Raw genomic sequence first — 14,876 nt, 5'->3', positions numbered from 1 at the left:
GCGTCAACGACACCCCAGCTGCACCCACCAATTGACGCGACATCAGGCCTGCCGGTATCCGACCAGATTCAGCCCATATTGGCCGTACGACCTGGCAACCTCCCGCGCAGACAGTGGACCGTCGTCTCGATACCAGAGCGCAATGCCCGAACACATCGTCAACACCGCAGTCACTGCTTGATGAACAAGCGGGATCACGAACTCTCCGCAGTTCACACCCGCTTCCGCGATCGCAATGAACTGATGTTCCTGGGCATCGCGCGAGCCCACCACTCGCTTTCGATCCACCTCGTCCAGATACCTCAACTCGGTGTTCGCCACGAGACACGCCTGGGCATTCGATGCCGTATACAACGCGTGCGCTTCAACTGCCGCCGCCCATTGCGCAGACGGAGACGCCCCCGCCTTACGAATGGCATTGCGGGTTGCAGTGAACTGCTCATCACTGGCTGCCCTCAGTATTTCAACCAGTATTTCGTCCTTGTTCTCGAAATGGTTGTAGACGTTTGCAGCGCTACAACCTGCACTTTTAGCGATATTGCGCAGGGTCGCCGCATGAAAACCGAAGTCGAAGAATTCCTGCAACGCAGTATCAAGGATCCGCTGACGCACGCTCCGGGTGTCTACGTTTGTTGATCGACTGTTCATACGCAAAGACTATGGCGCAACTCAAAGACCGTGCAAGCGGCAGTTTCCTGGGTGTTGACGGCGCCCCTCCAGATGGATTATGGTCCAAATCACATGAACGGGCGTTAATGTCTCGTCCCGTCAACTTCACTCACCAACACTTGGAGGTAAGGGCGTTGAGCACTCTCGAAGAAAGAATCGCGCGATTGGAGGATCTCGAAGCGATCCGCTACCTCGACGCGCAATACTGCCGACATCTCGACGACGGCAACTGGGACGACCTGATGACTCTGTTCACCGAAGACGGTGCTTTCGACGGACTCTCACACCCGGTAGGCAAAGCGGAGATGAAGGCGTTCTTCGCCGGACTTGCCGACGGTGGGCTCAGCGATTTCTGGCACTTCATCACCAACATGGAGATCGACCTCCACGGCGACACCGCCACCGTTCGATCATTCCTGTGGCAACCGTGCGTCTCGGACGGCGTTGCCTCCATTGCTGCCGGCCGCTACACGGACACGCTCGTCAAAATCGACGGGCACTGGCTTTACCGAGTCAAACAAGTTCGATTCCACTTCTTCGGACCACTCGAAGAAGGCTGGGCCGAGAACCAGTTCGCACTGGACACCGCCAAGCGCGCAGCGGTACACCCATGAGCACGCGTGCATGGCTACCCATCCTCATGCTGCCGGAATTCATCGAACTTCGGCGACGCCGTCGCACGGTGACCACTGCCCTCGGCCTGGTGGCGGTCACAATGTTCGGCGGCTTCCTCGTCGGCTTCGCATACTTCCCTACGCTGCTCGGTGAAAACGAACTCTTGGGCATACCTCTGTCGCTATGGGTGGTGTTCTCACAGTTCGCCGGAACCTGGGCCCTGGTGTACGCATACTTCCGGCTTTCCCGCACTTACATCGAACCGGCTACCGCCGCAGCGATACATGCCATCGAGCATCACGCCAAGGAGAAAGTCGTATGATCACCGAACCGAATTTCCTGGCGATAGGTGTCTGCATCGCCGTCATATCTCTCACCCTGTGGGTCACGTTCGCCGCCTCCCGCCGTAGCCGCAGCGCCGACGGGTTCTTCGCCGCTGGACGATCGATCACCGGATGGCAGAACGGATTCGCCATCGCCGGTGAATTCATCTCCGCCGGAAGCTTCCTGGGCACCACGGGCCTCATCTTCTACAAGGGCGTCGACGGCGCGGTCATTCTCTGCACCTCCGTCGTCTCGTTCCTCCCGGTACTGTTCCTCCTTGCGGAGAAAATGCGCAACGTCGGAAAGTTCACTCTTGCAGACGTTCTCGTCTTCAGAACCGGTGCACGGCGCGTTCGAATCGTCGTCGCCTTCAGTACGATCGTCACTGGCACATTCGTCCTGCTCGCACAGCTCGTCGCAGCAGGAGTGCTCCTGCAATCGGTGTCCGGCATCCCCTTCGGCCTGTCCGTCGTGGTCGCCGGAACACTCATGGGCATCTACGTCTTCGTCGGCGGCATGCTCGCCACAACATGGGTGCAGGTGATCAAGTCGACGATCTTGGCTACACTCGCCGTCGTCGTCGCCCTGGGCATCCTCACCAAATTCGGCTTCAGCCTGCCCCGCATGCTCTCCGGTGCCACCGACAACGCCGCAGCGGGCGACGCGATCCTCTCCCCCGGACTGATCTTCGGCCAGACCGGAGCACTCAACCTGGTCTCCTACTCACTGGCATTCGCACTCGGCACCGCCGGCATGGCACACATCCTGATCCGCTTCTTCACCGTCCCAGACGCTGGTACAGCCAGAAAATCGATCGGCTGGACAGTCGGACTGTGCAGCATGTTCTACCTGATCGTCATCGTGATGGGATTCGGTGCCGCAGCAATACTCGGGCCCGACGGTGCAGCGCGAGTCGGCGCAGGCGGCAACCTCGCAGCGCCGACCCTGGTCACCGAACTCGGTGGTGGAGTCGGCACGATCGGCGGTTCCATCGCACTGGCATTGGTCGCGGCTGTCGCCTTCGCCAGCATCGTCGCCGTCGTCGCAGGCGTCGTGATCTCTGCCGCAGGAACATTCGCACGCGACGTCTGGCCCAGCCTGACCCGAAACAACGACGACGAGAACGATGTCCGCGACGCAAAAGTCGCCCGCTACGCCGCAGTGGGATTCAGTATCTTCGCCGTCATCTTGACCATGCTCATCGGTGACTCCACTAACATCACCTACTTCATGGGGATGGCGTTCATGGTCGCTGGCAGCGCCCACCTGCCGAGTCTGCTGCTCAGCCTCAACTGGCGACGGTTCAACAGCACCGGCGCAGTCTGGGGAATCTCCGTCGGACTGGTATCAACCGTTGTCAGCCTGATGTTCACCGAAGCACTGTGGCTCGGCAGCGGACCGGCACCTCTGACAATCCAGCTACCCATCATCATCACGTTGCCGCTGGGCGCGGCCGCAGCGATCATCGGTTCCCTGCTCGGCGAGAAACGACACGGCCCCTCACCAGAGCGAGCCGAAAAGTTTGCCGAAATGCTCGTGCGTGCAGAAACCGGCATCGGCGCAGAACTGGCCGAGGTTCGGCCGTAGTAGCGCCTGATCCACGGTAGATGAAGGGCGTGGGTCCGCATAAAACGAGCGGACCCACTCCGCCGTGTCACAGCCAGGCCAGTGCAGCGACGACCAGCGCCTCGGTTTTGGTATCGAGCGTAGGTTGGATCACCGGCGCGAAAACAGCCGAGTGATTGACCGGAACATCCTCCGACACCCGACCCGCCAGCTCGGCCCGCCGGTAGACGTCAGGGTCGATTCCACCGAAACCCCAATACGTGTACGGCACACCCAGAGCCGTCGGAATGTCACTGAAATCCTCACTCGCCGTCTGCATCGGCAACACCACACTGCGCTCGCCGAAATACCCAACGAAGGCTGCGGCGACCCGAGCAGTCGCATCAGAGTCGTTGGCGGTCAACGGAAAACGGTCGAACAACTCGAACTCCGGGTCCTTCGGCGACCGCGAAGCCTGACATTCCGCGACGACGATCCGGCGGATCGCATCGAGGATCGCCGTACGAGTCGCCTCGCTGTACGTCCTGACATTGAGCTCGAGGACCGCATGATCGGCGATCACATTGCTCTTCGTTCCGGCAGCGATACGCCCGACCGTGAGGACCGCGGGTTCCCCCGGAACCGTTTCCCTCGAGATCACGGTCTGCAACCGGACGACGATCATCGCCGCCAACACCACCGGATCGACCGTCGCCTGCGGCATGGATCCGTGGCCACCGCGCCCGTGGACGATGATCCGCATGCTGTCGGCCGCGGACAGGACCGGCCCGCTGCGGGTGCCCACCACCCCCGCCGGAGCAGGCAACACATGCTGTCCGAGGGCGACATCGACCGTCGGGAACAGCTCTCCCAGCCGATCGTCGACCATTGCTCGGGCACCGTCGCCGACCTCCTCAGCTGGTTGGAACAGAGCGATCAGGGTGCCGTTCCAGTGTTCTACTGCGTCGGCGAGCAGCTGCGCTGCGCCGAGCAGGCAGGCGACGTGGACATCGTGACCGCATGCGTGCATGACCGGCACCTCGTCCCCGGCCGCATCCGACGCAGTACCCGTGCTGGCGTACGGCAGACCCGTCGCCTCCCGGATGGGAAGGGCATCCATGTCGGCCCGCAACAGCACAGTCGGACCGTCACCGCCCCGCAACACCCCGACCACCCCGGTACCACCGATTCCCGCGTGCACCGAAAACCCTGTCGCACGTAACCTTTTCGCGACGATGCCCGCCGTGCGATGTTCCTGATGCGAGAGTTCCGGATGCTCGTGCAGGTCCCGGTAGAGATCTTCCTGCCAACCTCGGACACCAGCCAGCCCGGCCAACACCGTCGCGCTACGCGAGTTCATGGACATCACTTCTCCTTCCGTCGGCGAAGCCAGACGTGAACGCCGCGCGCCCTGCCTAGGTTGTTCCTGGATACGGCGGACGAATGCCGTTGCTGCCCAGCGTTCTTCACGCTACGCCGTGCGGCGGTGCGTCGCCCTGCAAAAAAGAGGCCAACAACCTCAGTGGATCGTCATGGAGTCGCCACCGCCACGACAGTCGAGCATCGTGGTCCTGACCACCCTCCCGTGGGTCGGGCAACTATCAGCCGGCTAGATCGTCCGATCCGCCAGATCGACCGCGTCCCGGCGGACGGGGTGCATGCAGATCGAAGCGCACACCGAGCATCCTGACGACGAAACACACCGCCGCCGCACCCAACGCAGCACCCACGCCGCCATGACCGACACCGTGCGCAACAGCGAAACCAGCCGCCCCGATCAGAGCGGGAATGGCATAAAGCTCACTCCGCAGCACCGTCGGGATACGTCCGATCACAACATCGCGGATCGTCCCGCCGCCGACACCGGTGATCGCGCCCACGATGACCGACTGCACCACCCCGAAACCCAACTCCAGCGCCTTGTGCGCCCCGAGGACCGCGAACACGCTCAAACCGATGGCATCGAGCACCGTGATAGGCATCGCCAACCGCTCCAACCGGAAACTGAGGCCGAAAGCGATCAACGCTCCGATCGCGGCCACCGCCAGATATCGCAAATCGATGAACGTCGCCGGAGGAAGGGCGTCGAGCAACACATCGCGCACCGTGCCACCACCGAGAGCGGTGATCATGCCCAGCGTCACGACACCGACGATGTCCAGTCGGACGGCACGCGCCGCGGTCAATGCACCGTTCAACGCGAATGCGAAAGTTCCCGCCAGATCCAGCACAAACAACAGCAGCGGTTCGGATGCCATGGCTGAATGTCTACCCCCTCCGGGACATACGCACACGCCACGCAACTCCCAGATAACATCGAACCGGACCTTGTCAGCGCCGTTCGTCCCGCCGACCCCGACGCCAATGTCGACCGTGCGAACGCACGGACTGCGACGTTCATACACGCAGACAAACAGGCATCGCGGGCAGTGCGACTGCGCGCGGGTGATCTGATCGCCCGCACGGAGTCGCCCGCGTAGGACCGGGCCGGATTCCTCAACTTCCCGGTACCCGAATCAGTCCGCGAGCGGTGGTGTGCTCGACGGCGAGGGCGAACACTTTTCGCCAGCGCGGAGATCGGGTCGGTGTCCGTGTCGGCAATCCGAGCTTGAATTCGTTCTGGGACGAGGACTCTCAGGAGATCGTTACCAAGCGCTATGTCAACCGCGGGCTTGGCAGAAGGGCTGAGCCAATCACAGTTGTCCTCTTCGGTTTTCGGCGCTCTCCTCGTCAACGGAATCCTGACGATCGCCGTGTCCTGGCTGTACCAGCAACCACGTGCGTTCTTCTGCACGATGGCGCCGTCAAGTTGTTTGGAGTGCAGCTGTTTTCGGGTGCAGCGGGCCATCAGCGGAGCGGTGGTCAGGCTGCCGGGGCCAGCTCGGCAATCTGATCCCACACCTGGAATTCGGGGCATTGTTTCTCCGAGGATACGCTCGATTTCTCGTATCGATTCCCCACGGCGATGAAGATCCCAGATCAGATTCTCCAGTTCCACAATGAATCCGAGTGCCTCGCCCATCCATACCTCCACGATCACGCATCATCTCAGTAGTGATGCGTTGACTTGTTGAGACCAAGGCCCTTTCTGACGCACCGAGCTGTGAGACACCGCATGCGGCTCGGGGATCGCTGACCGACGCAACCTCCTGCATCATCGGAGGGTGACTTCACGGGGCGTTGTCCGATTCTGGAAGAGAGAAGACGGGTGGGGCGCCATCGACTGTGCGCAGACCCCGGTGGCTGCTGGGCGCATTTCAGTGAGGTCGAAATCGATGGATTCCGAGCGCTCGACCCTGGCCAAGAGGTCGACTTCGAGTGGCAGAAGCCAACCTGCCCAGTAGAGGGCTTCGCATTCGTGGCCACTCAGGTACGACCCGCCCAGGCCGATTGACGATGGGTCAGAGACACAGATGCCACACACGACGGTGGCTGGACGGTCAGCCCACGCGGATGCCCACGCCGGCGAGGAACTCGCGGGCACGACCCAGCCGGCGATCAGCGGAGAAGACGTACCACCGTTCGGCGAGGCCCTCCTGATGAACGAGGTCGCGGAACCGGTGGAACCCACCCTTACCCTCGATCGCCCGCTCCCGCAGCGCCGCATCATGCTGCCGCTCGGCGAAGGCCGCCATGTCGTGCCAACCGTCCCGCGAGCGGGTGCGGTCGAACCGGAGCCAACGGACGGGCTCCTCCCCCACGTCGACGGCGGCGTCCTCCCCGACCGTCATCGGGTCAGTGCTGCTCTCGTCGCAGACATCCCCGGTGCGCAGGTCGACGTAGCCACCGGTCCGACATACTCAAATCCCCCTCCAGTTCGGTACCGAGCATCTCGAGGTCGACCGGCACTACCTGCCCTGCGAGCGGATGGCCGCGCAGACACGCGAGCAGGTCCTCGGCCAGCACCTCGTCACCCGCGCCGGCGTGCCGAGTCAGCCGGTTGACGACCGACAGCGTCACCGGCTCGGCCTGCTCTCGTCGCGTTTCCAGTGCCATCGGTAGGCCGGCCCCCACCTGTTGCAGCGCGTCGTCGACGTCATGTCCCCTCACCGCGGCGAGGAAGCGGGCGCCATCTCCTGCCGCGATAGCTTCGCGCAGCTCGGACAGGTCGAGCGGGGGCACCTGTTCGCGTCCGGGCCACGCGTGCAGCAACATCGGATGCGGCTGGGTTGGTCTGCTCGGAACCCGGCTCTGCCCGTCGTCCTCAGCCCACCGGCGCCCGTACTGGTCCGGGATGTTGCCCCATCCCCAGTAAGGCAGCGGATGCCCTGGCGTGATTCCCAGCACTTCCACGGGGTCGACCTTGTCGCCGCCGACCACACAGCGGTGGGTCCAGTCATCGCCCAGGTCGAAAGTGAACCCGAACTCCGCTCCGGGCCCCAGGAGCCGAGCAACCTTGGCCGACTCGATATCCACCGACTCGGTGATGGGCCCAGCGATCGACCCAGCCATCTCGGCCCCCGTCGCCGCGTCGGTGACCACTCGTCCATCGGCAAGGGTGAACATCGACAGATGGGACCTGTCCCACCGTCCGAAGGCGTCGTTGACGGCATTCGCGAGTTCCATGAAGGTGTGCGACGGTCCGACCGCGAAGACGCGGCCGGGCCATGGCCACAGTTCCTCGCCGCGCCCGCCGAGCAGCTCCACCGTCACCGACAACCACGTTCGTGCCATCCCCCGAGGATGGCATGCGGGCCGCCGTCTGGCCACACCGCACACGGTGCACAAGCGCCCCATTCACCGATAGCCGATCCCCTTGCGATACGACCACGAGCAGCCCCACCCGATTGTGAGGGGAGTCGACATCGTCGGTCGAGTGGGGTCCGCTTCACAGCGAAAGCGATGCCGTACCAAAGTTGCCTCGGACCAGATTGGGCACCCCTTGCTCGACTCCGAAATAGCGCCTGCTGACACACTGCTGAAGGTCGGAAGTATCGGGCACTGGCTCTCAGGAGCGACCCGACGCCCAGAGTTCGGTCGATCTCGCGATCTCCGCGGCCCGCGCGGCCACCATTTCGGCGAGTTACTCACAGGTTGACCGCGGCACAGAACCTGTTGTTACGCAGCCAGATACAAGATTGTGGCCGACACGCCGTCACAATACTTGACCAGTTACATCGACACCCGAGGTTGGTCGATCTGCAACCCGATCCAGGGCGGCCCACACGACCTCGCAACGCTTCACGGTGACCTCATCGACATCGACGAGCAACGCGTCGAGCAGCGATTTGGGCTCACTCCGCCAACCCTGGGCGATCGCGCACACCTCCGAATACGAGAAGAGCCCTGACCCCTCAACATGAGAAATCCAGTCATCCACCGCGCCGCGATGGATCCGTTCGATCAGACCGACATCGACATCGCCGTCGACGAACTCGTAAGAAAACACAGCGGAAACAGCACTGTCCAGACCTGCCTTCGATGCGTGCATGTGCGGACCCTTCCTCGATTGAGGTGTCACTCCAGATGCGAGAGACTGCGCGAACATGACGAGGTGATCGCCGGAGACGTTTCTGTGAGCAGTGCGCCGGCTCACTGCTCGCATTGACGCGCACGGGAATCGCCAGGGCTCCGACATCTTCCGCTCGTCGACATCTCTGCTCGTCCGGCGTGGCAGTTCGGTGCGGAACCGCCCGTTCGTGAGCCGCCGGACATGCCTTGTTTCGGTGTCCGACGAAAGTCAATCCCATTTCGACGTCCAACGAGGGTCGACGAACGCGACGTGGACTGCACCCGACACCGAAACAAGTGCTGCGCGATGACGGCCGTCCACCCACATTCCACCGTTCCCGACATCGAGCGGTCGGGAAAAGAGCTCACCCCACGCGACGAGGTCGGGACCGCAAACCCGCCCTCAACACCACGCCGCGTCCAGGAATCGAATTCCCACCCGGATGCTGATCATGGACGACGATGACACTCAGGTTCACGACGGTCAGCCAATCGACGCCGGGATACCCCTCACGAAGTCGCGAATTGTTCGCTTCCACAACGCCGCGCTTACCTTAGACAGGGTCGAGACGGGCCGTACAACGAAATCCATACAAGTGATTCTCTCCCGAGCGATACCGATATCGATATCAGCGTGAAACGGATGCTCGCAGGTGCTGATTACCCGGCACACTGCCAGATTCGACGATCGGCGCAGTAACGGTCGCGTCTGTTGCTTTCGCTCATCGTCCGCGTCACCGACCACAGGATGGTTTTTCGTGTATCCGACTCCGATCCAGTCCGGCCATGTCCGCGCTGTCGGCTACCCCCTGGGGCAAACGCACATTGGTCGTTGCCTTTCATCATGGCCGCACCTACGAACACTGCGACCTCGCACAGGTTCTCTTCGACGAGCTGACTCATGTGTAGCGAATCCGTGGACGAGAATCGGCGATGCGAAACGGCACGGCTGCAACGAAATCCGGCCGATCTCGCACAGGAAGCGGCGATGCTCGCAACGTGTTCGCGCAGTAGGATTCTCGCTGCGCGCCGGGTTTGCGCCCGGACTTGGTGCGCACCGATTTCGGTGCCACATTAGTCCGCGATCCTGGCCTTCAATTCGACGTTCCCCTGGTCAAACGTTTCGACCAGTTCGATGAGTTGGTCACTACGTTGTCCGGGACACATGATCTGTTGTCTCGCAGCCTGATACGAGGCCATGACCGACACGCGGTCAAAGCACCTGACCAGATACCGGCTGTCACACGGCAACATTGGTGACGAATGCTCTGTGACCGATTCTCAGCGGTCGTTGCAACTCCCACGGTTTGGGGTGTTGCAACGACCGCCAGAACCTGAAGGCCTCACACGAATTGTACGGGTCCTTCGCCGTCCATCCGGGACTATTCCGGGCCGTGACCGCCACTGCTTCCGGCGCTACCACTACCCGTACCGGTGCCGGCGCCGCTTCCGCCGGAGGAACCAAATTTGAAGCAGAATTCGATGAATGCCGAGATTGCGCCAAAGAAATCGGGCATGGTTGAGCCTTCCTGGTTGGGGGAATGCCGAACACGGTAAATGTTTAACGAGAGAGCACCGAAAATGTGCAGTCGACATTTACCGAAATAGATCGATCTTGCGTCCTCGCCGATCATATTGCTTTATCGATCAGAGAGACGGTGATACGTCCGCGTGAGCGTTAATTGATATCACCATAAGCAATGTAGATTCCAGACGAAAGAGATACCAGTTCATTCACGGTTACACTTACTTTGGATCTGAACTCGCGGGTTTGCGGATCGTAACTGGTCGGCTTCTTTGTGGTATCCAAGGATTTCCGGTTGCGAGACAAGTGGGCGCATCGAGACCATCGGCACCATGCTTCGCACACGATCGCGCACCGATATAACCCCAAGCTCGCACCCACCGCCCTCTGCACCGAGGATCGGGCGCATCGTCAGCGCGGCGGAGCGAGATGCCCATGGACCACGCGCTCCCACCACGAATCGAGCGGACTCGGTTCGGGCCACACGATCACCTCCCCCGAGAACTGCAACACCCTCCGAACCGGGTGAGGCTGCACCGACACGCAGGTCGCCCTCGGTCCCGCACACCCCTCCCGATCGCATTCCGCTTCCACCATTCCGCGAGTGGCGTTGCCGGAAGAGGGCGGCGGGCAGTGTTCGCGTTCGTCGAATCCGTCGACCGCGAGGTCGACCGCGAGGTCCACCGCGAGGTCCACCGCGAGTAGGTATCGATCCGGCGAGGCTTCGGGTGCGGACACTGTCGGATTCCGGGCAGCGGTGGCACCGCTCACTCCGCCACCACGGGCGGTGTCAAGGATTTCGTCACCGCCCGAACACATGTCAGCAAGCCTGCGCGACGACCCGGCCGCGGAGGCAGAGGGCGTGGCGTGGTCCTGAGTCATTCCGCACTACTCCTTCTCTCAAACTACGGACGTGAACCGCGTTTGCGGCACCAACCGAAGCTGAAAATGTGAGTCATATCACGACGTTTAATTGAATAGTTCCAACTCACAGGTTCCCACCTGCCAACTATCCAAACATCCAAACGTCCAGTACAGGACGAATATTCGGCCAGACTCCAGGACCGCGGGCCGTGCTGTAGAACTGAAAAACAACACACCATGTGTGATCAATACCACATGCATCAACGGCTGGCACCTACGTCGAATATCAGCTCCTGAAGTCGGAGCCCGCACACACCGACCACGACCTCAGAAACAGTGAAGGACACGCATGCTGCTCCCGATGTCACCGACCGATTCGATGTTCCTGCTCGGCGAATCCCGCGACCACCCGATGCACGTCGGAGGCCTGGCCCTGTTCGAACCGCCGGACGGCGCCGACGCCCAGACTATGCGGGCGATGCTCGACGCCGCGCTCGCCCGCGGCACCGTGGCCCCGCTCCTGCGCAAGCGGGCCCGCCGATCGGTGACCACACTGGGCCAGTGGGGCTGGGAGGAAGGCACTCCCGTCGATCTCGGCCACCACATCCGCCACGACGCACTACCGGCGCCCGGCGGGATCACCGAACTGATGACCTTGGTCGCCCGCCTGCACTCCGGATTGCTCGACCGCAGCCGGCCGCTGTGGGAGATGCACCTGATCGAGGGCCTCACCGGCGGCCGTTTCGCGGCGTACATGAAGATCCACCACGCCCTCGCCGACGGCGTGTCCGCGATGAAACTGCTGCGCAGCGCACTCAGCGAAGACCCCGACGTCTCCGGCATGCCCGCCCCGTGGGAGCCGCTTGTCCGCGAGCGACCCGCCCTCCGTCTGGTCCCGAACCCGCCCGCCGGCGGCCCCGGCCCCTTCGACCTGCCCGCAGCCGCCTTGCGCGCCGCCCGCAGTGCCGCCGGAGAGGTCGCCGGAGAGGTCGCCGGGATGGTGCCCGCGATCGCGGGCACCATCGACCGGGCCCGCCGCCAACGCGGCGGACCCCTCACCCTCTCCGCACCCAAATCCATGCTGAACGTGCCGATCGGCGGCGCCCGACGGTTCGCGGCCCGGTCCTGGCCCATCGAACGCCTCCGCCTGGTCGCCAAGTTCGCCGACGCCACCGTCAACGATGTGGTGCTCGCGATGTGCTCCGGCGCCCTGCGCACCTACATGAACGACCTCGATGCACTGCCCGCCGACCCGCTGATCGCGATGGTTCCCGTCTCACTGCGCGACCAAGGTCAGGAAACCAAGGCGGGCAACGAAATCGGAGTGCTGATGTGCAACCTCGCCACCCACCTCGCCAACCCCGCAGCGCGGTTCGACGCGGTGCGTGTCTCCATGCGCGAAGGCAAGAACGCGATGCGCACCCGCAGTTCGGCGCAGATCCTGGCGATGAGCGCCCTCGGCACCGCACCACTCGCGCTAAGCATGCTCGGACTCGGCGGCCCGATCCGCCCACCGAACGTGATGATCTCCAACGTGCCCGGACCCAGCACGCCGCTGTACTGGAACGGCGCCCGACTGACCGCGCTGTACCCGCTGTCCATCCCGGTCGACGGACAGGCCCTGAACATCACCTGCACCAGCACCGACGACGAGATCGCGTTCGGGCTCACCGCCTGCCGGCGCGCCCTGCCACCACTGGCACCGCTGCTCGACCATCTCGACGACGAACTCGGCGCCCTCGAACACGCCCTCGGCCTGTAAACCACGACACCGAGATGATTCACCACCCGCATGATCCGACGTCCACAACAGCAACTGCTCCGGCATGGCCGAATTCGCAACCTCGACAAAGGAAGTAAACGAATGAACGCATCGAAGACACCCGCAATCCCCCGCCGCGCCGCACCCGGAGGGTCGATGAGTACCGAGGACATCAAGGCCCGGATCGAGGCCATGTTCGCCGACAGCCCCGCGCCCGCTCCCAGGGCACCCCGCAAGAGGAGGTTCGCATGAACGCGAACGTGACACAACTGCTGCTGGTGCTGACTGTCGGGATCGGCGGCACCGCCGCACTTCAGGCAGCACTTCGGCGCCGCGGCAGCCAGGCGTCCCGCTTGGGTGTACACCTGATGCGGCCGGACGAGTAGCCGGCCAGCGGCGCTGCTGCGGCTGGGTCGTCATGCCTCCTAGTTCCCGGATCGACGGTTCCCGGCTCGACGCAACATCGCATCGCGTACATCGTGGACCAGGACAGACCGCTGATCTCCACCAGCTACGCCCCGCTATAGCCACCCCTCCGATAGTCGCCGAGGAAGCTTCTTACGTTGCAGCGGAATCAGTTTCGGATACTTCCCCTTCACACGTCCGGCCGCCTTCGCCTATGCCGCCGAATCCATCAACAGGACCGCAAACCTCGAAATGCATGATTCATATCCCTAACCCGTTGCGGCGGAACGCCTCGAACACATCCGTCACTGCGCACACGTCGACAGAGAACGATCGCGTCAGCACCAGCCGTGCAGCGACCACGCCCGCCACTCGTTGCATGTTTTGCACCTTCGCCGCACGAGAAGATCCACCGGCCGGCGGGATCTTTCCGCTTCCACGTCCCCGAGGCCCGGGCACCAGGCGCCGTGCGCGCCCGCCCCGGACGACAGTGCCGCCGGATTGTCTTCTCAATCGTAGGAAGAGACGAGGACTGATGAGATCACCGAAAATGGCCACCAACTCGAGGTTCGTCCTGTTCATCGGACACCCCTCCGACTTGCGCGAGGTGGCGCACTGGGCCGCGATGCGTCAATGGGCGCCAGAACATGCGCTCGAGCTGACCCGAACATTCGCCGCGGGACCGCTCGTGTGCGCCATCGCAACCGAGGACGTTCTGGGCGGGATCTGCTCGCCGTCGGAGGCGACGACGATGCAGAAAGTCGTCAGCAATGGCGTTCCCTGCGTGAACGTGTGGGAGGCACCCGACCGGATCCTGCACTGTCTCGATCGACTCTCCGATACACCGATCCGCTGACCACGCTGAAGCGTGAATCCAATTTCATGCCAAACGGATTCAAGTCTCGAACGTCGAAAGATTCCCAGCTCTCATCGTGAGATCAGGGACTAATCTGAACTAGACGGATATCCATCTCCTGCTCTGTACTTCTGTCGCCGATCTGCCTACTGTGAGCATGCGGAGCCGGTTGTGAGGGGTCAGCTCACGCGGATAGTGGGTCTTGCGTGTTGTGTGCTCAATGCGGATGACGTTGGACAGCCCCCGGCCTCTCATCGCCTCGGCCGGGGGCTTCAACTCTCACGGAGCAGTTATCCCGTTGCGCGGGACAATAAAACGTCGATGCCATCGAGTGTCGCGGCTGCAGCCGCGACGAAAGCCGCGACCGAGCGCCGATCCGACGGGCGTGGACAGCTGTCCCGACATTTACCCGTCCGGCGCGCAGATGATCAAGCCGCGCGGCTCGTGGCCGAGCGGTTCGAACGGATCAGATCCGTCGATCGGAGCTCCTGATACGACACCAACTTCCACGCGCCAATCAGTGCATCACGCAAACTTCGCTCATCACTACCTCCAAAGGTCGATGTGGCGACCCTTTCCGGATCTCATGCACCGCTCACCGTGATCACGAACCGGCCATCACCATCGGGTGCACCACAGACAAGGTGCGCACCCAATGATCTTCAGCGACGGCTGACGCGAAGTCGGACAAAGACGACTGCGCAGGTTCCTGCCGCCGGCACCCCGAAGCGCATGCGATGACTGATCTCATCGTCTGCGTGATCTCGTCGATGCGGCGGACGATAGAGCCGACTGTGCAGGCATGCGCAGCTCGCTTCTAACCACCGCCTCACTGGCGGTGGCGGGCTACGATCAGATGG

At 62.7% G+C, this 14,876-nt stretch carries 17 protein-coding genes; 9 read left to right on the top strand and 8 right to left on the bottom strand.

Features of this window, described 5'->3' with window-relative positions:
* Positions 1-42 precede the first annotated feature (42 nt).
* On the bottom strand, positions 43-648 hold the full coding sequence (locus tag BDB13_RS31025; RefSeq protein WP_094275794.1) for a TetR/AcrR family transcriptional regulator: 606 nt from the start codon (positions 646-648) through the stop codon (positions 43-45).
* Positions 649-803: 155 nt separating this feature from the next.
* Between BDB13_RS31025 and BDB13_RS31020 the strand changes: the two genes are divergently transcribed.
* The 3 genes from BDB13_RS31020 to BDB13_RS31010 are packed head-to-tail and all read left to right on the top strand — an operon-like array spanning position 804 to position 3,195.
* Entirely contained in the window at positions 804-1,283 is a 480-nt protein-coding gene (locus BDB13_RS31020; protein ID WP_254923156.1) for a nuclear transport factor 2 family protein, read from the top strand.
* On the top strand, positions 1,280-1,606 hold the full coding sequence (locus BDB13_RS31015; RefSeq protein WP_094275792.1) for a DUF485 domain-containing protein: 327 nt from the start codon (positions 1,280-1,282) through the stop codon (positions 1,604-1,606). The genes BDB13_RS31020 and BDB13_RS31015 overlap by 4 nt, the downstream gene beginning before the upstream one ends.
* Entirely contained in the window at positions 1,603-3,195 is a 1,593-nt protein-coding gene (locus tag BDB13_RS31010) for a solute symporter family protein (RefSeq protein ID WP_094275791.1), read from the top strand. Before BDB13_RS31015 ends, BDB13_RS31010 begins: the two co-directional genes overlap by 4 nt.
* Before the next feature lie 67 nt (positions 3,196-3,262).
* On the opposite strand, the gene BDB13_RS31005 is transcribed toward BDB13_RS31010, so the two are convergent.
* Both BDB13_RS31005 and BDB13_RS31000 read right to left on the bottom strand, forming a co-directional pair.
* Positions 3,263-4,513, bottom strand: coding sequence for an amidohydrolase (locus tag BDB13_RS31005; RefSeq protein WP_094275954.1), 1,251 nt, complete (start codon positions 4,511-4,513; stop codon positions 3,263-3,265).
* Positions 4,514-4,754: 241 nt separating this feature from the next.
* Complete coding sequence (locus tag BDB13_RS31000) at positions 4,755-5,411, bottom strand: trimeric intracellular cation channel family protein (RefSeq protein WP_094275790.1); 657 nt, start codon at positions 5,409-5,411, stop codon at positions 4,755-4,757.
* A 6-nt stretch (positions 5,412-5,417) separates the two neighbouring features.
* On the opposite strand from BDB13_RS31000, the gene BDB13_RS30995 reads away from it, so the two are divergent.
* Positions 5,418-5,633, top strand: coding sequence for a hypothetical protein (locus BDB13_RS30995; protein WP_094275789.1), 216 nt, complete (start codon positions 5,418-5,420; stop codon positions 5,631-5,633).
* A 960-nt stretch (positions 5,634-6,593) separates the two neighbouring features.
* On the opposite strand, the gene BDB13_RS33445 is transcribed toward BDB13_RS30995, so the two are convergent.
* The 3 genes from BDB13_RS33445 to BDB13_RS30975 form a co-directional block, all read right to left on the bottom strand.
* Entirely contained in the window at positions 6,594-6,884 is a 291-nt protein-coding gene (locus BDB13_RS33445; protein WP_254923154.1) for a hypothetical protein, read from the bottom strand.
* Positions 6,885-6,888: 4 nt separating this feature from the next.
* Positions 6,889-7,827 carry a plasmid pRiA4b ORF-3 family protein gene (locus BDB13_RS30980; protein WP_254923153.1) on the bottom strand — a complete coding sequence of 313 codons (939 nt, stop codon included), beginning with the start codon at positions 7,825-7,827 and terminating at the stop codon, positions 6,889-6,891.
* Positions 7,828-8,248: 421 nt separating this feature from the next.
* On the bottom strand, positions 8,249-8,584 hold the full coding sequence (locus BDB13_RS30975; protein WP_094275787.1) for a hypothetical protein: 336 nt from the start codon (positions 8,582-8,584) through the stop codon (positions 8,249-8,251).
* 806 nt (positions 8,585-9,390) lie between these two features.
* Between BDB13_RS30975 and BDB13_RS33440 the strand changes: the two genes are divergently transcribed.
* Entirely contained in the window at positions 9,391-9,513 is a 123-nt protein-coding gene (locus BDB13_RS33440) for a hypothetical protein (RefSeq protein ID WP_254923152.1), read from the top strand.
* 473 nt (positions 9,514-9,986) lie between these two features.
* On the opposite strand, the gene BDB13_RS33435 is transcribed toward BDB13_RS33440, so the two are convergent.
* Together BDB13_RS33435 and BDB13_RS30955 are read right to left on the bottom strand one after the other, a co-directional pair.
* A complete protein-coding gene (locus BDB13_RS33435; protein WP_254923151.1) occupies positions 9,987-10,121 on the bottom strand; it encodes a hypothetical protein in 135 nt (44 codons plus the stop codon).
* A gap of 419 nt (positions 10,122-10,540) precedes the next feature.
* Positions 10,541-11,011, bottom strand: coding sequence for a hypothetical protein (locus BDB13_RS30955; protein WP_094275783.1), 471 nt, complete (start codon positions 11,009-11,011; stop codon positions 10,541-10,543).
* A 331-nt stretch (positions 11,012-11,342) separates the two neighbouring features.
* Between BDB13_RS30955 and BDB13_RS30950 the strand changes: the two genes are divergently transcribed.
* The 4 genes from BDB13_RS30950 (at position 11,343) to BDB13_RS30945 (ending at position 14,016) form a co-directional block, all read left to right on the top strand.
* Positions 11,343-12,755 carry a WS/DGAT/MGAT family O-acyltransferase gene (locus BDB13_RS30950; protein ID WP_094275782.1) on the top strand — a complete coding sequence of 471 codons (1,413 nt, stop codon included), beginning with the start codon at positions 11,343-11,345 and terminating at the stop codon, positions 12,753-12,755.
* Positions 12,756-12,857: 102 nt separating this feature from the next.
* Complete coding sequence (locus BDB13_RS32545; RefSeq protein WP_176459824.1) at positions 12,858-13,007, top strand: hypothetical protein; 150 nt, start codon at positions 12,858-12,860, stop codon at positions 13,005-13,007.
* Positions 13,004-13,141, top strand: coding sequence for a hypothetical protein (locus BDB13_RS32540; protein ID WP_176459823.1), 138 nt, complete (start codon positions 13,004-13,006; stop codon positions 13,139-13,141). The genes BDB13_RS32545 and BDB13_RS32540 overlap by 4 nt, the downstream gene beginning before the upstream one ends.
* A gap of 554 nt (positions 13,142-13,695) precedes the next feature.
* Entirely contained in the window at positions 13,696-14,016 is a 321-nt protein-coding gene (locus BDB13_RS30945; RefSeq protein ID WP_094275781.1) for a hypothetical protein, read from the top strand.
* Positions 14,017-14,876: the final 860 nt, after the last annotated feature.

The organism is Rhodococcus sp. OK302 (assembly GCF_002245895.1).
GTDB lineage: Bacteria > Actinomycetota > Actinomycetes > Mycobacteriales > Mycobacteriaceae > Rhodococcus_F.
This window is presented reverse-complemented; position numbering and strand designations above follow the sequence as displayed.